The organism is Flavobacterium kochi (assembly GCF_048286715.1).
Lineage (GTDB): Bacteria > Bacteroidota > Bacteroidia > Flavobacteriales > Flavobacteriaceae > Flavobacterium.
Genome location: NZ_JBLVPW010000005.1, coordinates 72,934 through 96,503, shown reverse-complemented (window position 1 = coordinate 96,503; position 23,570 = coordinate 72,934). Strand labels below are relative to the sequence as shown.

The window sequence follows — 23,570 nt, the reverse complement described above, 5'->3', positions numbered from 1 at the left end:
ATACCATGAATTTGAAAAACTATATTTCGGTGCTCGTTACTTTTGCTTTTTTATCCTGTCAACAGGATCCGGATGCATTGGAAAAGCTATATTCTTTGCCCAATACACTAAAAGAGGTTTCCGGGATTACGTATTCGTCAGAAACAAATTTGCTTTGGACACTGGAAGACCAGGGTAATGCCAATGCGATTTATGGTTTAAATTTCAATACTGGTAAAATTGAAAAAACGCTCAACATTGAAAATACAGAAAATATTGATTGGGAAGATATTACTAGGGATAAGGATGGAAATTTGTATATTGGTGATTTTGGTAATAATGACAATGAAAGAAAAGATTTGTGTATTTATAAAATAGACAAGAATTCATTACAAACTGAAAGTGCCGTTCCAGCTTATAAAATCTCATTTACTTATCCGCAACAAAAGGATTTTCCGCCAAAAAAGTCAGCGATGTTCTATGATGTAGAAGGTTTTTTTGAGTTTAAAAATAATTTTTATCTCTTCACCAAAAACAGAAGCAAAGGATTTGACGGTACTGCTTTAGTATACAAAATCCCGAATAGGGATGGGTTTCATGAGGCAATTTTAATGGGGGAATTCAAAACTTGCGGCAACTATAATCATTGCGCTATTACTAGTGCAACGATAAGTCCGGATGAATCGAAAGTAGCTATTTTGACCCATGATAAAGTTTTCTTATTCGAAAATTTTAACGATGATGATTTTTTGCATGGGACAAAAACAATACTAGAATTAAACCATTTTTCCCAAAAAGAAGCGGTTTGCTTCAGTGATAATAATGATTTACTGATAGCCGATGAAAGAACCAAAAGTGTTGGCGGAAATGTGTATCATATTAGTGTCAAAAAGCTAAAATCCAAATCCTAAACCAAAAGAGATTCGAGCTTCTTCATCAGTACTTTTAAAATAGGTTATTCTCGCGGTAAGTGCATTTAGACTGTTGAGCCACAATCCACCTCCGAAAGATTGATGCCATTTAGTGGAATTTTCGTTTTTTTGCCACACTCTGCCATAATCAAAACCACCTAAAATTCCGTAAGTCATTGGTAAAACACTTCTTTTTATTTGGCCTAAATTCCAGCGTAAATTGCTACTTTGATAAAAAGATTGGTTCCCTAGAAATCGTTCATTTCTAAAACCTCTCAAATCATAATCCCCACCTAAAGTTGCGCCTTGATAAAAATCAAAATTGTTATTTAATAACACTTTTGCTTTCACAATAGTGGCTAAAACTATTTTGCCGTTGGCATCAATTTTATGGTTGAAATTTAGTTTGCTTTCTAGCGAAGGAAAATTTCTTTTGGTGTCATTTAAATTCATTTTCCAGCTTCCGGCGATGGAAAATCCCATTCCCATAGTAGGAAAGGATGGGATGTCATAATTCTCAAAACTGTATTTCAGTGTTGCACCGGCAAATTTTTGACTGTTAAAAACGTCCGGATTTACGATTCCGGGAATGTTTATAAATCGGTCAGGCGTTTCTTCTACACTGATTCTTTCAAAAGAGGTTTGAAAAAAGATGGAACTACCGTATTTTCCCAATTTTTTTATCGACGGCATAACCCTTATTGTTCTGAGGCGCACCCGATTGTAATCCATTCCAAAAGTTTCGTCATTATTTACAGACTCATTTCCGTAACCAAAATAATTAATTGTAAAATTCGGACTCGTGAATTCGGCTTCCAGATCTAAATCCCATTTGCCTGCTGATTTTGGAAAATGAGCAGTATAATTCAGCTCATATCCATCGGTGGCAAAAAAGTAATTCGCTTTCAAGATGTGTTTTTGCGTGTACGGATTTTGATTGAATTTAGTAATGGTGTAGTTCGCTATAAAACCTAATTTTATCCCATTATCAGGATTATAACCTATGCTCGGTAATCCTGAAAAAGCATTGTATTTTGGTTTTGCATAATCATAGAGGCTAGTTTCATAGTCATCCGTCAAAAGAACTTTAGTTTTAGAATCTAACCTATAGGTATTTGCTTTTGATTTAAAATTAGTAATCTTCACCTTGTTTCCGTTTTCAACCACATAGGAATCGTTGTCCTGTCCTCCGATTAATCGAATATTGATACCAGAATTTGATTTTCCTTTTACTTCAAAAATATCGTCATCATCTAATCCGTAAATCCAAATGTTATTGGTTTTTCCAGCAGTAAAGTCTTTGGTGTACAGTAATTCTTCGCTTTCATTTTTCAAACGGTATACTTCGATTTTAAGGATATTCTTAGCTTTGTTCCGGATTATAAATTTATCTTTTTTATCTGTTCCAACAAGTAGAACCGTCTTTTGCAGCACTTTGTAATAGTCAGTGGCATAGTGCTGCAATTGTGTTTTTCTAACTTTCAATTGCTGTTTAATACTTTCGATAGTTTTATCCTGAACAGCTGCCGGTAATGAATTAAAAGCGTCATCTATAGCTGCGTCTGAAAGGTTTTCCTGAATGTATAGTGCCTGTTGCACCCATTGTTTTTCATTGGCAGTTTTAAGGAAGGCCAGATCTAACGGATAAGGTTCACGATTGAGCCATTTCACATTTTTAATTTTCGCCTTAAAAGTTTGCATATGGCGCAAAGCGGGCATATTCATTAAAATGGAAAGTAAGACACCATCGTATTTTGTAAAAGCTTGATCCCTGTCTCGAGGAATAGGTTTGTAAATTATTTTTTTACCTTCCTTATATTCCCCCCATCGCCATTGGTCTTCGTGTCTGTCCCAATCGCCAATGAGCATGTCAAACAGTCTGGCTTTGATGTAGCTGCTTTCGTCCACAGTATATTTTTCGTCTTTGTGAAGATTTTTTAATACATCAGCAGTACTGATAATTGCAGTTGGTTTTCCAAAGCTTTTTACGGCAATTTGACTGTCATTGGGACGTTCTTCCACCATATACAATTCATCACCGTAACTAGCATTAAATTCTTTTAATGCTTGGTGTTTTGGAATATAATACAATACGGGATTGGTATGTGCAACTCCAATTTTTTCTGCTAAATTGCCGACAGTAAAAGGAGTATAAGGATGTGAAGTTGTATAAAAATCGGATAAAAGATCATCTGCGTAGGTATCTTCAAATTCGTTTTGGATAAATTGGTCTTTAAAAGCCACCGACTGTAAAAAACGCGCGGTACTTTTTTTCAGGGCACGCATTACATATTCTTTACCATTTTTATCAAAAAGTTGTAATGATTTTGATTGATGACCACCTCCGGCACGTTTCGGTGTTAGGCCTCCGTACAGGGTATCAATAGTAGCCGTTTTTACTTCTATTGGTAAACTGTAGTACTTTCGATAATGGTTTCCAAAAAGGAATTTATAAAATGCTGATTTTTTGGTTTGTTGCTCTGAGTAAATTGATGCGATTGTTGTTTTAGCAAATGAGCTTGGAATTTTTTTGGTACTATAATCCTTTTTTTTATCTAATACGAATTGCTCAAAAATCAGTTTCTCTTTATTATTTTCCTGGCCATAAAAGGACGCTTTTGCAGCACCATTTTCATAAACAGCTAGGGTGGCGTACCCATTTCCACCATAAGAAAAGTCATTAGGGAAAACAGCTTTAGCAGCTTCTGATTTCGAACCGGCTCCGCTGATGATTTGCTTTATATTGTCTTTATCGATGTATTGTAAATTATGATCATGACCCGAAACCACAATACAATTATTCTGGCTTTGAAGGAGCGTTTTTATACGTTTTATAAATTGGGTATACCTTTTGTTTTGAATGTCCTGAGGGCTTATTCCGGATGTTTTTCGGATAAGATTAATCAGGGAACCGATGACCGGAAGCGGAATTTTTTGCTCCAGTGGAAAAAGTTGCTTTTCTAATGAAAACTGACCACCGTGCGTCCCGTTGCTCATCAACGGATGATGAAGTGCCAGAATTACTGTTTTTTCCTGATTTTTATTGAAAATGTTTTCTAGTTCAAGAAAAAAAGCTTCTCGTGTTTTGATGTCACAGTCATCATTTATAGTGGGGTTTTTATCCCAATCTTCTAAAAACCATTGGCTGTCTATAGTGATAAGTGTCAAATTTTTATTTATTTCCAAATCTTCAATGGCGCAGCTTTTTCTTGGTAAGAATGATTTTTTATCATTCAGATAATCTGTTACAAAGGAAGCCTGGCGTTGTAATCCTTTGATTCCATTGTACCAGTCATGATTTCCAGGAATGAAAATGGTTTGGCCTTTGAAGTTTTTAGCTAATTTTAGTTGCTTAGTTAACTTATTTTCTGCACTAAGTCGCTCACTTGGATTGTCAGTATTAGGTAATCCTTCTGGGTAAATATTATCACCAAGAAACAAAAGAGTCGAATTTTTGGTTGCTTTTTCTAATTGATTTTCCAGTAAACCAATCGTTTGCTGTGCACTTTTTTCATTGGCATTGCCCGCATCACCAATTAAATAAAAGGTGTGCGCAATTTTTGCGCTATCTCTTGCGTTTACTGATAGCGGATTTTTGATGTTTTTACCAAACTGCGCATGATGTGTAGCGCAAGATTGAAGCAGTAAAAACAAAAGAATAAAACCGAAATTTATTTTATTCCCATTTTTAAAACGATTATCCAAAAACAATTCCATAATTTAGTAGTATAATTATTTCTTATGAATCTTATAGAACAATCCGGAGATTTTGTCGTAAAATTACTCAAAGATAAACTTTCTAATTCATATACTTACCATAATATTAAGCATACACGTGAGATGGTTGCCGCAGTTTTGGTACTTGCTGAAGGAATGAATGTAGCTGCTGAGGATAAAGAAATTTTGCTTGTTGCAGCTTGGTTCCATGATACGGGGTACATTGATGGTTGTACCAATCACGAGAATTGCAGCAGTGCTATAGTTACAACGTTTTTGGAAGAAAAAGGAAAATCGGCAGCCTATATCACAAAAATCGTCAACTTAATTAAAGCTACAGTAAAGGAATATGTGCCGCAAACTCTTCTCGAAAAAATAATAAAAGACGCTGACTATTATCATCTTTTTAGTGCCGATTATTTCTCCAGTTGTGAAGTGTTGAGAAAAGAATGGGAAAATACAGAAAATAAAGTGTTGTCAGATAAAGATTGGTTTACTGAAAACCTGGATTTTCTGATGAATAAACATCGTTTTTATACGGATTTTGCTTTGAAAAATTGGCAGCCTTTAAAGGATGAAAACATAAAACGGCTTCAGAAAAAAATCGATGTAACTGAAAATAAAAGAGATAAAAAATTGAAAAAAAAAGATAAAAAGAAAGAAAAAGAGGAAAAGCCGGAGCGAGGTATTGATACTGTTTTTAGAGTTACACTTGGTAATCATACACGTTTGAGCGGTATTGCAGATAGTAAGGCTAATATTCTACTTTCTGTAAATGCTATTATTATTTCTATTGCACTTTCTACGATTATTCCAAAACTAGATAGCCCAAAAAATGCCCATTTGGTGATTCCAACCTTTATTATGATAATTTCTAGCGTAATCACTATCATTTTTGCCATACTTTCTACACGTCCAAAAGTAACAAGAGGCGTTTTTTCTAAACAAGACATTGAAAATAAAAAAGTGAATTTACTTTTCTTTGGTAATTTCTATAAAATGGCTTTGCAAGACTATGAATGGGCTATGAACGAAATGATGAAAGACAGAGAGTACATTTATAATTCGATGATTAAAGATTTATATTTCTTAGGAATAGTTTTAGAGAAGAAATATAGGCTATTGCGAATAGCCTATAATCTTTTTATGATAGGATTAGTTGTCTCAGTTATTGCTTTTATCATTGCATTCAAAATGGCTGGAGTTTAGCTCAATTCATCCAATAAATCCTGATAGGAATAGTTTTTAGAATCAGGGGCTGTGTTTTTGTTAATTACTTTTACTCTAATGGCTCTCAGACCCGAAACGCCTTGTAATTCTTCCACTTCAAATTGCTCTATTTCGGGTTCTAAAATAGTTTTGAATTGCAAAAATTTGATGTATTTCAAATATTCAGTTTCCTCGCTATTATGAGAATAGACGATGGTAATTTTTTCTTTTTCGGTTATTCTTTCTTCGGTTCCTTTGATATTGGCTTTGTCGATGCGTTTTTTTACGACCTCGTAGCGGGCATTATAGGTGCCGTCTACATCAAAACGTTTTTCATCCATTCTAAATCGGATTGAAATAGCGGAACTGAATACTAAAATTAACGAAGTGACATCAAGTTCGTAAGGCAGGGAAGATTTGAGTTGATGGTGTTCCAATTCCATTTCACACAGCGTTTGCAATTGCCACAATCTTAAATTATGCAGGTATATGCTGTCAAAATCTTTATTTGGCGTAATGGAAGCACCTATATAAAGATTGTGTTCCACCCCATCAGTTTTGAAACGCTCGTAATAATGAGGAAAAATATTTTGCGCTTCTACCTGTTTTTTATCAAGAATTGAAGCTAATTTTTTATTGACAATAGACATGGCATTATCAAATTTCTTTCTCGACTGGTAAAACATTCCTGTTTTTTCATCCAAACTCGCAAAATAATTTTGCTCCAGTGTTTCTCCGATGACATTTGTTTTTGTATTCCTTAAAATTGGATGAATCTCTTGTTCAATATAAAGTTGAATTTGTTGTTCGGTATCCGCTTTTAGTGGAGATTCCAGTTGCTCTTGTAACGATTGCAATTCAAATTTTCGTTGTTCCAATAAAACCAGGTTGTTGTTTGAATTTTGATTTTCAAAGATTTGAACAAGAGCCTCCAGCTGGTTTTTTAAATCTTCTTTTACGGTTTCATTTCTATGATTTGAGGAGCCTTTAATATCAATTTGTCCATACAAAGGGTATACTTCCTTGAATACAATTTCTTTAAAGATATAGTCTTTATTTGGATTGTTAGTTTGAAAATATTTGAGCGCCTCTCTTTTGAATTTCCAGTAGACACTTGGGTGAATGGCTGTGTACTCCCTCTGAATAATAGCTTCGACATGGTGTTGCATATCATTGTCGTAGCGCTCCAATGTATCAACTAAATAAGGTAAAACCAAATTTAGATTGTTTGCATTAATACTGTTAAGTTCTCTTGGCTTTGCTGAAACCAATTCTATAATCCCCAAAAGTTTATCATCCTTTATTACCGGGGCAAGAATACAGCTTTGGATATTTAGCCTTATAAAATGTGCTGCCAATTTTTCATTTCCTGGCGTTGTGGCAAATTTTTCAACGTTTGAAATTATAAAAGGTTTGTTTTGTTCTAAAATGGTTTCCAAAGAACAACCAAAAAGGGCATTTTTACAATCGGTTTCTTGCATTTCATCAAGAATGAAACTGCCCATTTTTTTATCATGATAATGCGGTTTTACAAACTTTTCTTCCTCTTCATTATAAATGATGAAACCAATTTTTAAATCGGGTACTTTGAAAATAGAACGGAAAATGGTTTCGAAATTTTCTTTAATATCCGATTGCCCCATTTCTGATTTCAGAAGATTGCTTTTCAAGTTTGAAACGGCACTTTCTATGGAAGCATCAAATAGAGAAACGATACCAAAGCCTTTTAAAATCCAACTTTCGGATGGAAATTTTTCTTTCCATAAAGCGATACTATCATAATTATCCATCAATAAATCGATGTCTTCAGGGGTTAATGGTATTGCTTTATCAGTAGGAATAATTTCCATAAAATCGGCATTATACAGAATTCTATAATGCTTCATAATGGCATTTGCATCTGGAATATCGTAAAACAGAGGTTTATTGAAATCAAAATGCTGATGATAGACGGTATTCAAAATCAAAATACAATTCATGATGTAGAATTGATTGTCATCAAAATCCCTGATTTCCATGTCGAAAGTTGCTCCGGCATTACTCAGTATTTTTTTGAATCTTTCGGTATAATTAAACGTAAAGTTTTGAAAAGGGATGGTAACCGCTTTGATTTCGTTCTGTGTCAGGGCGGTAGGAAATAGATCTGCTAATAAATATTTTATCAGTGTTTCGTTCTCATGAATCAAATTAAAATTTTCAATCCCTGTTCTGAATTGCGGAAAAGGTTCGATTTCTTTGAGTACTGCTTTGGCGTAATTTGATCGATAATCCACATTGGTTTTCGCAATTTCTTCCAAGGATTCAATAAGTTTATGAAACGAAATTAAGGTCTTGAATGGGCTATTTGTAAATAGATTATTAGTCATCTTCTTTTCTTTATGAAGATGTAAATTTACAAATAAATAGAAATCAATACTTCAGAAGTAGCTTTTAATTCGTTTGCAATAAATTTATACTTTAATGGACCAAAAAAAGCACTAAAGTTCTAATTAGGACTGTAAGCAACTGATGTTTGTTTAAATCAATTATGATTTATTAATGAAGTAAATGTTTGAATTCACGAGATTTTTTTTTAATTTATTTTTTTGTCTTAACACGATTATAGATTGGAGTAAGAGAAGGATTAGCATCTTTTTAAGGTTTTCAGAAAGTTAGCAATACGTTGAGTTTAATTCTTAGGTACTTTAATGTAATGAAATTGACCGTAATAGAAAGCTGATGATTACAGCTTTCAAATTGTAAATAAGCGTGTTAAAACTGGTTTGAAACAACATGAACTCTTTTTTTATAAAACCCGATCAGTGTTTCATTTATTTCTTTTAGTTCTGGTGTGAGAAATGTTTTTTGGCCTTTTTCATCATTAGTTAATTCCAGATTGCAAACGGTGCATTTGTATTCCTTGAAATGATTTGTTACATTCCTGGTGGTGATGATTTTATGTCCAAATAATGAGCATAGGATTTTTTTACTTAAAAATTTTTCTTTGATTTCGAATGGGTTCATATTAGGTTATTTAGGTTATTCAGGTTTGGGGACTTAAACGTAGTTATTAACCGTTTAAATATCAAATAAACTCGATTAAATACATTTAATATCGAAATAAGTATTAATATTCCTATAAATGTAACGATAAAGTGATTAGTTTAATTCTTTTATCGCAAAACAAAAAAATCCCCAATCACTTTTTCGTAATTGGGGACTGAATAGCTATAATGAGGTGAACTTAAACTAGCTCTTCTCTTCTTTATTAAAATAAACTAGGTAATAATACATTTGTTTTTCTTCATCCCAACCTTTTTCCACAAATTTTTCGGCACTTTCAGGATTGATGAAATCCATTTTTATTTGGATATGCGTATCTAAATTGATTACGTTTTTAATTGACTTTCTAGCGTCAGAAACTGCTGCATTGGCAATAGGAAATGAGGTTACATCTTCAATGCTGTATTTCTCTCCTTTGTCTATTTTGTAATTCTTAAATTCTGGTATCAAATCAGGATTGTCCAAAACTTCATTTAAGAAATTAGTTTCCTCGAACTGATCATTTTTTGCAAAATAATTTACAGAACGGTTCATGAACATCACTTCTTCTTTTTTGTCTTCCGCAGGGAAAACAACGTCTTTAGCGAAGTTCTGACAGAATTTCAAATACTTTTTAGTGATGAAATTTTCATCCTCAAAAGCATCAACGGAAAGGAAATGTTCCAACCAATATCTGGCGTCATAACGGTTGCTGTCTACCGTTAGTATTTTATATCCTTCTTCTTTTTTATAATTAAAAATCAAGCAACCTTTATCTAATTTATTTAAACTTACACCCTGTTGCAAAATCATTTCCAGGTGCGTTTCTTTTTCTTCAAATTGTAAAAAATCAGCTTGTATCTCGCTTTTGAAAATTCCTATGGCATCAACAACATTGTTGTCAATGCTTACGTTAGTTAAATAAGTAACATATACTTCGCCGTTCTTGATGTGCGGATGATTGGATTGCTCAAATAAATGCTTTGTGATCTTTTTAGAAACTTCATGAATGGTACTTGGATTCTCAAAAACTTCTGTTGCAAATTTGAACATGTCGTTGTAATCCAAATCAATTTCATGAGCAAATTGAAAATAATTTTCTTCTTTTTCTCTAAAGGGTTTAAAGAAAAATTCCTTCATCAACGGAACGATTTCGTCATTCAAATTAAAGAGTTGCTCCGATAAGAATAGTGCTTCATTCCTACTTTTATTACCAACTCTATGAATTGATAAGGTTTCGATGTGTGTATTATATAAATTGATCATATTTTATGTTTTTTTTAGATAAAAGAACCAAGATAAAAGAGATTTTTACTGTCTTTCATCTTGGTTCTTGATTTTTAATCGCTTATTTTTTTAATTCCAATTCTCTTCAAATCCAAAGTCTTCAAAACTATCATCTCCCTCAAACATGTCCAGATCTTCTTCGTCAATATCATCTTCAAATTCACCGTAAATATCATCATGCATATCAGCCTCAAAACTTTTTTCCATCGCTTCATCAGGCATTTCACCGTGAGAAAAAATGGTTTCAGGATATAAGTTTCCAACAACCTGGTCTTCTACTGCAGCTAATTCTACAAGGAAAGTCCACATGTTGATGAAATCATAGACATAAATAATTTTGGTATTTTTTTTATCTAAAATATCTGATAACTGATAATCGCTCATTACTTTTTGCTCACCTGGAATATCTCCAGTATCAAAAAGCGAAATTTCGTCTTCCTGATTCCATGTTTCATCACAAGTATAAAATGAAGCCACTTCCATTCCGTCAAAACCAAAGGAATTAAAGATAGCATTGTGTAAATCTTCTAAAGTATCGTCTTCAAGTATTGCAATGTCTCTAAAAACATCATCTTCTGCGTCTAGAATTACTCTAAATTTATAAACCATAATCTTTGTTTTTGTTGAAAGGTCAAAGGTAAAATTTAATTTTAGATTTTAGATTTCGGATTTCAGATTTGTTGATTTTTTTTTGCGTATAAATAGGGATAGCGCGTAAGTAATTCCTTATTATGAAATGCAAGCAATAGCTTGCAGTACGAAATATTGATTTTTTTCAAAAATATCGGTTTCAATTAAGGCTGGTCAGGTGACTAATTTACGATATGCTTTTTTTAATTTTACTGGTCAGTCTTTTTCTAAGGATGTGATACTTTTTATGATTTGGATAGCTTCTGTTCGAGGTCATGTTATTGAAAATTAAAGCTACGATCAAAAGGATAAGTACGCCGCTTAACACAGGATAAAGTACATACCAGTAGCCCAGCATTTTAATTTTTGGAGAACCTATTACGGCAATTAATGCAGTGGCTCCTCCCGGCGGATGCAGTGTTTTTGTCACTTGCATTAACACAATGGAAAGTGATACCGCAAGCGGCGCTGTTAACCATAAAATATCCGGTGTGAATTTGGCGACAGTAACTCCTACAATTGCCGAAACCAAATGGCCGCCAACCAGATTTCTGGGTTGCGCCAATGGACTTTGGATGATTCCATAAACCAAAACACTCGAAGCACCAAAAGAACCAATCAGGTATACCACATCAGAATGCAATAAAGATTTAGATTGCATGTAAGCTATAAATCCAATACCAATAAATGAACCTAAAAAAGCCCAAAAATGTTCTTTAAAATCAACTAAAGTTTCTTTGTATAAAATGTACTTTGTTTTGCGATAATTCCTTTTTATTTTTTGAATTGGCATAAAACTATTATTTTGATAGACTGGTAGAATAGGAGTATACTGTAAACGGATAAATCATTTTCGCTGTATATTTTGAAATCAGACAAACAACTAAAATGGGAAGAAATAAAGTATAATCATTCGTTAATCCACAAACTAAGAAAATCGCAGTGAAAGGCGCATGAATACTGGCGCTTAAAACTGCGGCCATTCCAATAACCATAAAGTTGACAGGGATGACATTAGCATACAAATAAGAGTTTAAAAGCAAAGCAACAAGTAATCCTAAAAAGGCACCTATGAAAAGGCTTGGTGCAAAAACGCCACCATCACCGCCAGAGGCAAGTGTTGCCGAAGTTACAATTGGTTTTAAAAGGATGATTCCGATAAATGTCAACACTAATGGAAAGGATAGTGTCACTTCATCCGAATTAACAAAAATCGTTTTGATAGCATGGTATCCTTCTCCATAAAGCTGTGGGAAAAAGAATAAGGAAATGCTCAGGATTAGTGAGCCTATCAGAATCTTATAATAATGAATTTTTATTTTTGAAAATTGGGATTTAAAAAATAAAACACAGCGGGTGAGATAGACAGAATTGATACCAGCTAAAATCCCCAAAAGAATAAAATACGGGATCGCTTTTAAATGCCAGGTGGTGATCGTTACAACAAACAAAGGTTTTTCATCCAATAAAAAGACAAGACTAAAAGCTACAGCGACCGCAATCAGATTACTGATTAAAAAAGCTCGGGTTACTTTTCTGGAAATGACTTCAATCGCAAAAAGAATTCCAGCAATTGGACTACTGAATAAAGCAGTAACTCCTGCCGCAACTCCTGCACAAATCAATTCGGTTTTGTACTGTCTGAATACATTTTGTTTTCTTTGCGCTACAGAACCAATAGTAGCCGAAGCAACAACGGTAGAAACTTCAATACCGGTGGATCCTCCAAAAATACCGGTCAATAATCCATTGATAAAATGAGATGGAATTTTATAATTGGGTAAATTCTTGGATTTGGAATTCGTGCTTTCAAAAATTTCTTTAATCCCTTTGTTCTCTTTTTTTCTAAAAAGATATTCTCTCAGGAAATAAATGATGGATAAACCAAAAACCGGAAAAACGATAATGAATATTGGGTTTAAAGTAGTTTGATGAAAAAATATTTCCTCGTAATATTCGGTTATTTTTTTTAATGAAATCCCTAAAAATGCCGAAAGAAAACCAATTAGAACAGAAACAATGACTAATTTTTGAAATTTGATTAATTGATAATTTTTTTTAATTCGGGCACTATTGTTCATCTAAAAAATGTTTTACAAATTTTAATTTCAGATAAAATAAAATGATTTATTTGAAAAATAAAGTTTTTGAGAGTATTACAAAGTTAAAGAAAGAATCTTAGATTTGAATTGAAAAATCAATATAATCGTTCTTTTTTATGATTTTTTTAGGAATTATGCTTTTTGTGGGTCTCTCAATACGCTTATTTTTCATAAAATTCAATCGGAAGATTATCGGGATCAGCAATAAAAGTAAAACGTTTGTTTGTTGTCGGGTCAAGACGTATCGCTTCAGCTACACTATTTTTTGATGCTAAAAAATCAATGGTCTGGTCTATGTTATTTACTTCAAATGCTAAATGTCGCAATCCAGTCGCTTCCGGTCCTGAGGTACGTTGGGGTGGATTTATAAAAGAAAAAAGTTCAATGATATAAACACCATTTAAAGCCAAATCCAGTTTGTAGGATTGTCTTTCCTCACGGTAAATTTCTCGAATAATTGTGAGTCCCAAAACGTCGGTATAGAATGTTTTTGATTTTTGATAGTCGGAGCAAATGATAGCAATATGGTGCACTTTGTTTATGGAAATCATAATTGTTTACGTTTATTTTAAATAAGTCATTTCAGGAAGATTCGCATTTGGCTCTTGCGCTAAAGCATCTGAATGAAGCTTATTGATTAAGGTTTTTGTTTTCTCTATGTCATCAATTCTAAAAAGAAATTGTACTTCATTGTCCTGGTCCGCATTTTGCCAAAGGTGTTCTAAGTACATTCCCTGGGAGGCATGAAATGCTTTGTCTTTTTCTAAAATACCTTTGATGACTTCCAAAGGAACATTTTTGAGTTTTGCTAAAATGTGTGTCATATCTTAAATTTATTCGTTAAGTTTTCGAATCACCTTTGCAGGATTCCCAACTGCCAATGAATGGTCTGGAATGTTTTTTGTTACAACGGAACCAGCACCAATAACACAGCCGTTTCCTATGGTGACTCCAGGGCAAATAATTGCATTTCCTCCAATCCAGCAATCGTCACCAATGGTAATAGGCTTCGAAAACTCGTGTGTGCGGCGGCTTTTAATATCCATAGGATGCGATGCAGTGTACAATTGAACACCCGGTGCAAACAATACATTGGAGCCGATAGTTACTTTGCTGCAATCTAAAACAACACAATTTACATTAAAATATACATTGTCACCACAAATGATGTTGTAACCATAATCACAAAAAAAAGGAGGTTCGATGTACAGGTTTTTCCCCGCATTCGGAATTAATTCTGCAAGTATCAATCGGGCTTTTTTAGTGACCCTGTACTCCGTTACATTGAGACTATGGAGTAAATTTTTAGCTTTGCGGCGCTCTTTTTTAAGGTCTTCACCGCCAGAGAGGTAAAGTTCTCCGGCAATCATTTTTTCTTTTTCAGTTTTCATGGTCATTTTTTTTGGAACGTCATCAATGAAATACCGGACTGTACTTTTCAAGATGCTGGTAAGAAAGGCTTTCTAAACCAAATTAGATTTTATTTTTGGCGATTTTATCGTGAATTTTTAGCGTTTGCTTCAAGTAGTTTCTTCCGTTTTTCATAAAAGGACCTGCAACAACCAATTTTCCTGCTACAGCTGATCGATTGATATTAGCCATATGGCTTTCAAATAATTGGTTCGTTTCCTCTTTCGTTGCTGTTGTATTGCTTCCCGTTTTTAGCAGACAAAAAACAGGCTTCATTTCATAAGCATCAGCATTTAAGGTTTTGGCCAGTTTTTCGTTATATGTAGCGTCGTTTTTTTGAGAAAATAGTGTTGCGGTGGAAAATACCACTAAAAGTAAAAGGATCGATTTTTTCATTTCTTCAAAATTGGATTGAAGACAAATTTAAGGTTTTATGATGCAATACAACGTTCGGATAAAAAAATGATTTTTTAATCACGTAGTAATGATATAAAAAAACAACTCATCCTGGAATTTCTACAGTTGAGCAAGAACTTTTTTCAGGTTTCTTTTTTCTAGTGGATATTTGCCTGATCAAAAATCAATTATTATGAAGTTTATTTATACGCTTGCCACTATACTCTTCTCAGCAACGCTATTTTCACAAACAACAGTTTCCGGGAAAGTAGTTGACGAAAAAGGAAATCCAGTAGCTGGGGCCAGCATTTTTATCGAAGGGACTTATGACGGTACTTCAAGTTCTGAAACAGGTGATTTTACTTTTACAACCAGTACCATGGGTAATCAGACTTTGGTGGTAAGTTTTTTAGTTTATGAAACTACAAAAATGATAATCGACGTTTCGAATTTTAAAAATAAAATCATAAGATTAAGGGACAATGTCAATGCTCTTGATGCCGTAATAATTACCGCGGGGAATTTGGAAGCAGGTGATAAGGCAAGGGTTTCAGTTTTGAAACCGCTGGATATTGTCACTACTGCAGGTTCGGCAGGAAATATTATTGCAGCTTTGCAAACGTTGCCGGGAACGCAGAATGTGGGTGAGGACGGACGGTTGTTTGTGCGTGGTGGCGAGGCCAATGAAACACAAACGTTTGTGGATGGCATTCGTGTGGCACAACCGTACGGAGCTTCTGCTCAAAACTTGCCAACACGCGGTCGGTTTTCGCCTTTTTTATTTAGTGGAATATCTTTTTCCACTGGGGGATATTCTGCAGAATACGGGGAAGCTTTATCGAGTGTTTTGTTGTTAAATACACAAGACGAACCCGACCAAAACAAAACGGAAATCGCTTTAATGACCGTTGGTTTGGGTTTTGGAAACACCCGTAAATGGAAAAAAAGCGCCTTGAGTGTGAATACCGCTTATATCAATTTAGCGCCATATCAGGCAATAGTTCCTCAAAATGTAGACTGGAATAGTCCCTATCAATCCTTATCTGGAGAAACGGTGTATCGGTATAACTTCAACAGTGGGATATTAAAAGTATATGCTGCTTTTGATTCTTCCAAATTCGATATTAATCAGCAGAATATCAATGCACAAGAAAAAACCAGGGTTGATTTAAATAATGCTAATTTTTATTTTAATTCTTCTTACAAGGGGACTTTTGGAAGCAATTGGCAAATTACCTCCGGTTTAAGTTATGGCTATAGTAAAAATAAAATAAAACTGGATTCGGATGCCGTTGCAAATGATGAAAATTCCGCACATATGAAATTTAAATTAAAAAAGAGTTTTTCCGATAGAGTGAAGTTGTCTTTTGGAGCGGATTATTTTGTTACCAAATTCAATGAGGATTTCAATGAGAATTTAGGAACAACAACTAGCAATGGTTATAATTCCAATATCGTAGCGGTCTATACCGAAGCTGATGTTTTCTTCTCAAAAAAGTTTGCAGCAAAAGCGGGGTTGCGAACTTCTTATAATGATTTATTAGATGAAACTGCCATTTCTCCAAGAATTTCGTTGGCCTACAAAATGGCTAAAAATAGCCAGCTTTCATTGGCTTACGGAGATTTCTCCCAAACACCCAATGCTGATTATATCAAATATTCTAAGTTTCATCAGTTTGAAAGTGAGAAAGCATCACATTATATTTTGAATTATCAGTATAATAAAGACGGGAAAACTTTCAGGGCAGAGGCCTATTATAAGGACTACAGTAATTTAGTAAAATACGATACACCATCCATACATTACAACTCCCAATTTTCTAATGATGGTTCCGGTTATGCTAAAGGTTTGGATTTGTTTTGGAGAGACGGAAAATCAATTAAAAATTTAGAATATTGGGTTTCGTATTCGTATATCGATACCGAGCGAGATTATAAAAACTTTAGTGCTCAAGTCACTCCTAATTTTGTTGCCGATCATAGTTTGTCGCTGGTTACCAAGTATTGGATAAACGATTGGAAATCACAAATTGGTTTTACTAATTTATACAGCTCGGGACGGCCTTACAACAATCCAAACGAAACAAAGTTTATGAACGGAAAAACAAAATCATATCACAGTTTGAGTTTTAATTGGGCTTATTTATTGACTTCGCAAAAGATTTTGTATTTCTCGGTTTCTAATATTTTAGGAAGTCAAAATGTATATGGTTACGATTATGCAAAAAATCCAAATACAGCTGGTGTTTACAATAGGGCAGCCATTACACCAACAGCGGATCGTTTTTTCTTTCTGGGGTTCTTTTGGACTATTAGCAATGATAAAAAAGAGAATCAATTGAAGAATCTTTAAAAAAGCAATTGTAAGGGCCATCAAATAATAATTATGTACGCAGACATGAACTTACTATCAAACCCATTTCTCCCTCGATTTCCAATAATGATCCTGTTCTCGTTACTTGTTTTCTTGTTTGTAATCCGAATAGTAGTTAAAAGGCATGAATTTAGTAAGAAGCAATACTTGATTTATATTTTATCAATTGTGGTTGTAGTTATAGGAATGCTATTTGGGAAATATGGTGCAAACGCGGGATTAAAATGGTGGATATATTATCCTATACCAATGCTAATTAATGTCTTTTTACCACCGATTGCTCTAAAAATGAATCTCAACAAATCTCTTTTTTTATGTCGTATTAAGCTTTCTTTCTGCCCCTTTTATCCATTTCTTTTTTTCATTCTTCTTCAACTGGCATGAGTATATGGTATTTTGGGAAATTGGATACATTGGAAATTACCTTAATTAATGACACTACAATTCATCCATCAAAATCAACAGTTCGGTAAGTAAAAATTTAATAGGAATAAAAACAGGGGTATTTTTGAAGTATAATTAAAAGTTTCAATCATCAAAATAGTAATCCTTTAAAAACAGAAATCATGACAAAAGTTATCACATCAATCGCATTATTTGTATGTAGTTTATTAACAGCTCAAGGACAATTTGAGCAAGGAATGGGAAAAGCATTCGGACTTTGGAAAGAAGGAAAAAACACCGAAGCTTCCGATCTATTCGAAAGAATTGCAGCAGCAGAAAAAACGAATTGGTTGCCTAATTATTATGTTGCATTGGTAAACACAACCACTGCTTTTGGAACGCACGATAAAGATAAGATGAATTTGTTACTTGCAAAAGCTCAAAATGCATTGGATACAGAAATGGGTAAAAATCCAAATAATGCGGAATTATTAGTGATGCAAGCTATGATTAACACCGCCTGGATTGTTTTTGACCCGATGACAAACGGAATTTTATTATCTTCAAAAACTATGGAATTGTATGCTAAAGCTGAAGCGATTGCACCAGAAAATCCAAGGGTTGTTTTCGCAAAAGCGGAATTTCAAATAGGGGGAGCGAAATACACAGGAATTGATACAAAACCTTTGTGTGGTCAAATTGAAAAAGCAATCGGTCTTTTTGCTACTTTTAAACCGGAAACTCCTTTCTCTCCAAAATGGGGATTGGACAGAGCGACAGTAGCTTTGCAAAACTGTAAATAAGATTGCTAAAAAAACGTAAGCCAAAAATGGAAAATCAAAGGATACATACATTCACAGAATTTAAAAAGGGAACAATTGTTTCTCTTAAAATTGCTTTGATTTTTACTTTTGTATTTTCTTTGATTCAAGGGCGTTTTGATTTCGAAACGGTACGGACCACTTTTTGGGTAAGTTCACTATATTCCTTTGGAATCGGTTTTGGGAATGCTGTAATTAACTCGCTTCTCAATAAGAAATGGGATTGGCTGGAGCATACTAATTTGAGAGTGTATTTTGGGATAATTGCTACAGTGTTGTATACGGTTCCAGTTGTTTTAGGAATTGATTATCTGACTTTTGTAGTTTTTCAAAAAATGAATCCCAGTGAATTTTTTAGTGAGAGAATGATTTGGGTTCATTTGTTTTATATCATACTTTCTCTAGGTGTTTCAACTTTTATGCATGCGAGAAGTTTTATGGCTAATTGGAAACAGGCATCGCGAAAAGAAGTAACTGAACAAAAAATAATTGCAGGAACAGCTTCAGCGAAGTTTGAAAGTTTAAAGAATCAGATTGACCCCCATTTTCTTTTTAACAGTTTGAATGTTTTAAGTTCTTTAATTGAAGAAAATCCAGATAATGCACAACGGTTTACGACTTCATTGTCAAAAATTTACCGCTATGTGTTGGAGCAAAAAGATAAAGAGTTAGTTTCGGTTGAAGAAGAATTGGCTTTCGCTAAAACCTATATGAACTTACTTAAAATGCGTTTTGAGAATAGTTTGTTTTATGAATTACCCGCAACAAATATAAATTCTGAAGCCAAGGTTGTACCCCTTTCTTTGCAGCTTTTATTGGAAAATACAGTAAAACATAATGTGGTTAGTGAACAAAGACCTTTGCACATTCGCATTACTATTGAAGGAGATTATCTTGTTATTCAAAATGTTTATCAAAGAAAGGAAGTGTTACAGGGGCGTCAGGGGGTGGGATTGCAAAACATCATCGATCGCTATGGGATTATTAGCAATAGAAAAGTATTGATTGAACATAATGAAAAAACTTTTACGGTCAAAATACCCATTTTAACTAAACAAATTTCGGTTATGGAAATGAATACTAATTATAGCGAAAATAGTGCATATTACCGAGCTAAAAAACGGGTTGAAGAACTTAAAGGATTTTATGGGAATCTGATATCTTATTGTTGTGTTATTCCATTTTTGGTGTTTATTAATCTCGCTTATTCTCCACAATTTCAATGGTTTTGGTTTTCAGCTGGAGGCTGGGGTTTTGGATTGGTCATGCATGCTTTAAAAGTTTTTGGATACAGCTCTAAGTGGGAAGAAAGAAAAATTAAAGAGATTTTGCAAAGAGAAGACAGTAGAAAAGCTTGGAAATAGTATTTTATACTGCGTTACCATTGGAAGATTGTAAGGCTAAACCTGAAGCAAATTTTAAATCAGAAAGATCATGGAAAATAATAATCAAGAGGAAGAACGTTATTTCAAAGCGAAAAAGAAAGTAGAAGAAATTAAAGGTTTTTATGGGAATCTAGTAGCCTACATTGTTGTTAATATTGGACTTGTAGTGATTAATCTGCTTACTTCTCCCGAACATTTATGGTTTTATTGGCCCATGTTGGGTTGGGGAATTGGGGTTGTTTTTCATGGCATGAAAGTTTTTAATTATATGCCATTTATCGGAAAAGACTGGGAAGAGAAGAAGATCAAGGAGTTTATGGATAAGGAAAAAGAAAACAGGGAAACTTGGAAATAATTAATATTGGAAGCAATGGGAAGATTTAGAAGAAGTAGGCTAAATGATTATAATAATAATTATAATACTGAAACGTATAATCCTGACGAACGCTATACTTTAGCATATAAAAGAGTAAAAAGGATTAAAGGTTTTTATGTTCATCTCTTGGTTTATTTTGTCGTAAACGCATTTATTATTATCTCCAGTTTTGATCGAAGTTTACTTGACAAAGAACTATTCTGGCGCTGGGAAACTTTTTCAACAGCCTTGTTTTGGGGAATTGGCTTGATAGCCCATGCACTGTCTGTTTTTGGGAGAAATATATTTTTTGGACCAAAGTGGGAAGAGAAAAAAATCCAAGAGTTAATGGAAAAAGAAAAAAGCGAGAAATGGGAGTGAATTTCAGCTAACAGGTATCAGAATTCAAGTACTAATTCCCAAACAAACCTAAATAATGACCACAATAATAATTGAAGACGAAAAACCGGCCGCCAGGTTACTCCAAAGAAAACTGGAAAAGCTTAATATTCCTGTAGGAGTAATGCTGCATTCCGTGGAAGAATCGATTGGTTGGTTTACTAAAAATGAACATCCGGATTTGATTTTTTTGGACATTCAGTTATCGGATGGATTGTCTTTTGAAATTTTTGAAAAAGTAGCCATCAAAAGCGCCATAATTTTCACAACCGCCTATGATGAATATGCATTGCGCGCCTTCAAATTAAATAGTATTGATTATCTTTTGAAACCCATTGATGAGGACGATTTGGAAGTGGCAGTTTCTAAATTTAAAACTCGGTTACCACAACCGAAAACGGTACAATTGGACTTTGAGCAAATCAAAAAAATGCTGACCAATCCATTTGAAAAAAATCACAAAAAACGTTTTACGGTAAAAATCGGACAACATTTGAAAGTAATCACTACCGACGAAGTCGAATGTTTTTTTAGTGAAAATAAAGGAACATACCTCCATACTTTCGACAACAGAAATTATTTAATTGAAAATACATTGGAGTTTTTGGAACAGGAATTGGATCCGCTGGATTTCTTTCGGATCAACCGAAAATTCATTATACCGCTTAAGGCAATTAAAGAAATTGTGTTATACAGTAATTCTCGTTTGAAGGTTATTTTGCCTTCTTATAAAGATGATGAGGTGATTGTAAGCCGAGAAAAAGTTTCCGGATTTAAAACCTGGATCGGCTAATTAAAGTAAAAAAAAACGGTTTCAAAACGGCAGACAAAATCCTTAAAAGGAATAGGTTCAGCAACGCTTTTGAAACCGTTTTAATAGTTTTTAGATCTTGAAATTATTCAAATAAAGATCTGATTTCTTTTTCAGTTTTGCCTAATTTTTGTTGCAATTTCCCCCATGTTTCATCTTCTTTTCCTTCTTCAAACAACAGGTCGTCATCGGTTAAGTCGGCGTACTTTTGTTTAAGTTTCCCTTTTAATTCATTCCAGTTTCCTTTAATCTCTTTTGAATTCGGCATAATGTATCGTTTTAAATTGCTATTATTTCTTTTACAAATTTGGTGTTTGAAGACGGAAAAATTATTGCGTAATTATGACGATTTGTTGTTTAATTTTTGGTAAATTGTGTTCAGATTTAAATATTAGTATAAATAATGCGATGATTAAATTTGGTTAAATTAGTAAGGTAAGTAGTGATGGTTAAATTCATGATGTTGAGTAAGATGAAATTAATGTATAGATTATGTCTATGGTGAATTTAGACCTTAAAAAGGGCTTTTCGGATTCCAATTAATACGAAAATAAAGAAAGAGTAAATGATAAAAAATGGAGCGATGTATTCGATTAAATTCATTGGTAACATAACGGCAATAATCAGCAATTGAAATCCTAATCCGTAAATTGAAAGTAACGTCATAAACCAATGTGGAAATGTTTTTACCTTGTAAGCCTCTTTGTCAAGTGTGTGAATTATTTTGTCAAAAATACCGTAGACTATAGTGTAAATCCGGAACAGGATATCAACTGTTTTTTGACTTTCTCCTGGTAAGGCTTGGGGTGATTTATATTCGAAAATTTTACTGGTTGAATCTCCTCCAACAGATTTGTTTCTTAAAATCACATAGTAGTAGTTGTATAAAGTTCCTTGTAATTGGATGCCAATAAATGCTAAAATGGTAAGCCAGATTGTAGTTTTTGAAACATAAAAAATGGTCATAAAAAGCAGGAAGTTTAAAATGATATCAAAAACACTATCAAGATATCTTCCAGTATAGGAAGGCGTGTTTTTCATCCTTGCTAATTCTCCATCGGCAGCATCGATTCCCGATTTCAGGATGATGAAAAAGCTAGCTAAATAGTAATGATTTTGTAAAACACAATATATCGCAATACCTCCTGAAAGCCCAAAAAGCAGCGTAACATGGATAGGAGTAAATCGGGTATTCTTTAATTGATTGGCTAAAAATTTCCCGAAAGGTCTTCCGTAATCGGATAAATCTAAAAATTTATCTTGAGCAGCAAGTTTAGACATTTAAGTTTATGAGCAAAGAAATGCGACAATATAGTCAGGTATACTATTGAAAAATTATTTTGATAAGCGATGTAACGTGAAAGTCATTGCAGTCAATAAGAAAAAGGCACTAATTTGGTGTAAAAGTCCTAGCCACAAAGGTACGCCATATAATAATGTTAAAACCCCCAGTCCAAACTGAACAAAAACCAATAATAAAAGCAATTTAATTCCTTTGGTTTGTTCTTTGTCTAAAGTGAAATTAATGCTTTTGAAGTACAATAAAACAATCAGGCCAACGACAAAATAGGCTAAGGTTCGGTGTACAAATTGAACCCCGCTTTTTCCTTCCGTAAAACTCAAAAACAAGTTTTTTTGTTCCAGAAAAACACTGTCATGGATAAACTGTCCATCACTCATTAAGGGCCAGTGATTGTGAATTAAACCAGCATTTAAACCGGCAACAAAGCCGCCATATATAATTTGCAGTAATAAAAAGCCTAACGCTACGCGGGCAATGGTCCGTAATGATTTTTCAATTGCTCTCTTTTCAGGGTAGAGTAGGTCTAGGGCGACCCAAAGCGTATAGGCAAAAGTGATAAACGCAAAAGTTAAATGCAATGAAAGTCTAAAATGACTTACATCTGGGTTATTTACCAAACCGCTTTTTACCATAAACCAACCCAAAAAACCCTGAAATGCACCCATTCCCAGAAGAATGCCACATTTTTTTAAGGTCTCGCCGTCAATTCTTTTCTTAATTAAAAAATAAACAAACGGAATGATGAAAACAAAACCCAGAATCCGTCCAATAAAACGATGAAACCATTCCCAGAAATAAATGAATTTGTAATCAGAAAGCGTAAAATCGTTATGGATATTGATTTTTTGATATTCGGGAAATTGTTTGTATTTTTCAAATGCATCCTGCCATTTTGCTTCCGAAAGCGGTGGCATAGTATCAGTAACCAAATGCCAGTCGGTCATGGAAAGTCCTGAATTGGTCAAACGTGTAATTCCACCTACAACAACCATTAAAAATATCAATACACAGCCTGATAATAACCAAATAACAACTGATTTATTTTCTTTTTTCATTTTGTAATTAATTTATGCAAA

At 33.7% G+C, this 23,570-nt stretch carries 22 protein-coding genes; 8 read left to right on the top strand and 14 right to left on the bottom strand.

Annotation, left to right across the window (positions count from 1 at the left end):
- Positions 1-5 precede the first annotated feature (5 nt).
- A complete protein-coding gene (locus ACNQGH_RS06075) occupies positions 6-890 on the top strand; it encodes a hypothetical protein (protein WP_417955095.1) in 885 nt (294 codons plus the stop codon).
- On the opposite strand, the gene ACNQGH_RS06070 is transcribed toward ACNQGH_RS06075, so the two are convergent.
- Positions 873-4,607, bottom strand: a complete 3,735-nt coding sequence (locus ACNQGH_RS06070) for a metallophosphoesterase (RefSeq protein WP_417955094.1) — start codon at positions 4,605-4,607, stop codon at positions 873-875. The genes ACNQGH_RS06075 and ACNQGH_RS06070 overlap by 18 nt on opposite strands.
- A 24-nt stretch (positions 4,608-4,631) precedes the next feature.
- Here ACNQGH_RS06070 and ACNQGH_RS06065 point away from each other — a divergent pair, with 24 nt between their 5' ends.
- Positions 4,632-5,816 (top strand): Pycsar system effector family protein, encoded by a 1,185-nt coding sequence (locus ACNQGH_RS06065; RefSeq protein WP_417955093.1) that lies wholly within the window; start codon positions 4,632-4,634, stop codon positions 5,814-5,816.
- On the opposite strand, the gene ACNQGH_RS06060 is transcribed toward ACNQGH_RS06065, so the two are convergent.
- The 10 genes from ACNQGH_RS06060 to ACNQGH_RS06015 all read right to left on the bottom strand — a co-directional run bounded on the left by ACNQGH_RS06060 (position 5,813) and on the right by ACNQGH_RS06015 (position 14,662).
- Positions 5,813-8,182, bottom strand: coding sequence for a GAF domain-containing protein (locus ACNQGH_RS06060; protein WP_417955092.1), 2,370 nt, complete (start codon positions 8,180-8,182; stop codon positions 5,813-5,815). The genes ACNQGH_RS06065 and ACNQGH_RS06060 overlap by 4 nt on opposite strands.
- 385 nt (positions 8,183-8,567) lie before the next feature.
- Positions 8,568-8,819, bottom strand: coding sequence for a DUF1660 family phage protein (locus tag ACNQGH_RS06055; RefSeq protein ID WP_417955091.1), 252 nt, complete (start codon positions 8,817-8,819; stop codon positions 8,568-8,570).
- A 225-nt stretch (positions 8,820-9,044) separates the two neighbouring features.
- A complete protein-coding gene (locus ACNQGH_RS06050) occupies positions 9,045-10,103 on the bottom strand; it encodes a nucleoid-associated protein (RefSeq protein ID WP_417955090.1) in 1,059 nt (352 codons plus the stop codon).
- A 90-nt stretch (positions 10,104-10,193) separates the two neighbouring features.
- Entirely contained in the window at positions 10,194-10,733 is a 540-nt protein-coding gene (locus ACNQGH_RS06045; protein WP_417955089.1) for an IS1096 element passenger TnpR family protein, read from the bottom strand.
- 208 nt (positions 10,734-10,941) lie between these two features.
- Entirely contained in the window at positions 10,942-11,547 is a 606-nt protein-coding gene (locus ACNQGH_RS06040) for an HPP family protein (RefSeq protein ID WP_417955088.1), read from the bottom strand.
- Positions 11,548-11,554: 7 nt separating this feature from the next.
- Positions 11,555-12,835, bottom strand: a complete 1,281-nt coding sequence (locus ACNQGH_RS06035; RefSeq protein ID WP_417955087.1) for a chloride channel protein — start codon at positions 12,833-12,835, stop codon at positions 11,555-11,557.
- A gap of 182 nt (positions 12,836-13,017) precedes the next feature.
- Complete coding sequence (gene gloA2 / locus ACNQGH_RS06030) at positions 13,018-13,407, bottom strand: SMU1112c/YaeR family gloxylase I-like metalloprotein (RefSeq protein WP_417955086.1); 390 nt, start codon at positions 13,405-13,407, stop codon at positions 13,018-13,020.
- Between the two features lie 12 nt (positions 13,408-13,419).
- Positions 13,420-13,680 (bottom strand): hypothetical protein, encoded by a 261-nt coding sequence (locus ACNQGH_RS06025; protein WP_417955085.1) that lies wholly within the window; start codon positions 13,678-13,680, stop codon positions 13,420-13,422.
- Between the two features lie 9 nt (positions 13,681-13,689).
- Complete coding sequence (locus ACNQGH_RS06020; RefSeq protein WP_417955084.1) at positions 13,690-14,247, bottom strand: sugar O-acetyltransferase; 558 nt, start codon at positions 14,245-14,247, stop codon at positions 13,690-13,692.
- A gap of 82 nt (positions 14,248-14,329) precedes the next feature.
- Positions 14,330-14,662, bottom strand: coding sequence for a hypothetical protein (locus ACNQGH_RS06015; protein ID WP_417955083.1), 333 nt, complete (start codon positions 14,660-14,662; stop codon positions 14,330-14,332).
- A gap of 193 nt (positions 14,663-14,855) precedes the next feature.
- Between ACNQGH_RS06015 and ACNQGH_RS06010 the strand changes: the two genes are divergently transcribed.
- The 6 genes from ACNQGH_RS06010 to ACNQGH_RS05985 all read left to right on the top strand — a co-directional run bounded on the left by ACNQGH_RS06010 (position 14,856) and on the right by ACNQGH_RS05985 (position 21,173).
- Complete coding sequence (locus ACNQGH_RS06010) at positions 14,856-17,015, top strand: TonB-dependent receptor (RefSeq protein WP_417955082.1); 2,160 nt, start codon at positions 14,856-14,858, stop codon at positions 17,013-17,015.
- A gap of 587 nt (positions 17,016-17,602) precedes the next feature.
- On the top strand, positions 17,603-18,223 hold the full coding sequence (locus tag ACNQGH_RS06005; protein WP_417955081.1) for a hypothetical protein: 621 nt from the start codon (positions 17,603-17,605) through the stop codon (positions 18,221-18,223).
- Positions 18,224-18,249: 26 nt separating this feature from the next.
- The gene (locus ACNQGH_RS06000; RefSeq protein ID WP_417955080.1) at positions 18,250-19,605 is read left to right on the top strand and encodes a histidine kinase; all 1,356 of its coding nucleotides are present in this window, start codon (positions 18,250-18,252) and stop codon (positions 19,603-19,605) included.
- A 70-nt stretch (positions 19,606-19,675) separates the two neighbouring features.
- Positions 19,676-19,981, top strand: coding sequence for a 2TM domain-containing protein (locus tag ACNQGH_RS05995; protein ID WP_417955079.1), 306 nt, complete (start codon positions 19,676-19,678; stop codon positions 19,979-19,981).
- Between the two features lie 15 nt (positions 19,982-19,996).
- Positions 19,997-20,362 carry a 2TM domain-containing protein gene (locus ACNQGH_RS05990; protein ID WP_417955210.1) on the top strand — a complete coding sequence of 122 codons (366 nt, stop codon included), beginning with the start codon at positions 19,997-19,999 and terminating at the stop codon, positions 20,360-20,362.
- Between the two features lie 55 nt (positions 20,363-20,417).
- The gene (locus ACNQGH_RS05985) at positions 20,418-21,173 is read left to right on the top strand and encodes a LytR/AlgR family response regulator transcription factor (protein WP_417955078.1); all 756 of its coding nucleotides are present in this window, start codon (positions 20,418-20,420) and stop codon (positions 21,171-21,173) included.
- Between the two features lie 103 nt (positions 21,174-21,276).
- Here ACNQGH_RS05985 and ACNQGH_RS05980 read toward each other — a convergent pair whose 3' ends face one another.
- The 3 genes from ACNQGH_RS05980 to ACNQGH_RS05970 form a co-directional block, all read right to left on the bottom strand.
- On the bottom strand, positions 21,277-21,459 hold the full coding sequence (locus tag ACNQGH_RS05980) for a CsbD family protein (RefSeq protein ID WP_417955077.1): 183 nt from the start codon (positions 21,457-21,459) through the stop codon (positions 21,277-21,279).
- Between the two features lie 239 nt (positions 21,460-21,698).
- A complete protein-coding gene (locus ACNQGH_RS05975) occupies positions 21,699-22,472 on the bottom strand; it encodes a CDP-alcohol phosphatidyltransferase family protein (RefSeq protein ID WP_417955076.1) in 774 nt (257 codons plus the stop codon).
- A gap of 54 nt (positions 22,473-22,526) precedes the next feature.
- Positions 22,527-23,549: a COX15/CtaA family protein gene (locus tag ACNQGH_RS05970; protein ID WP_417955075.1), complete on the bottom strand. Its 1,023-nt coding sequence runs from the start codon at positions 23,547-23,549 to the stop codon at positions 22,527-22,529.
- Positions 23,550-23,570 lie beyond the last annotated feature (21 nt).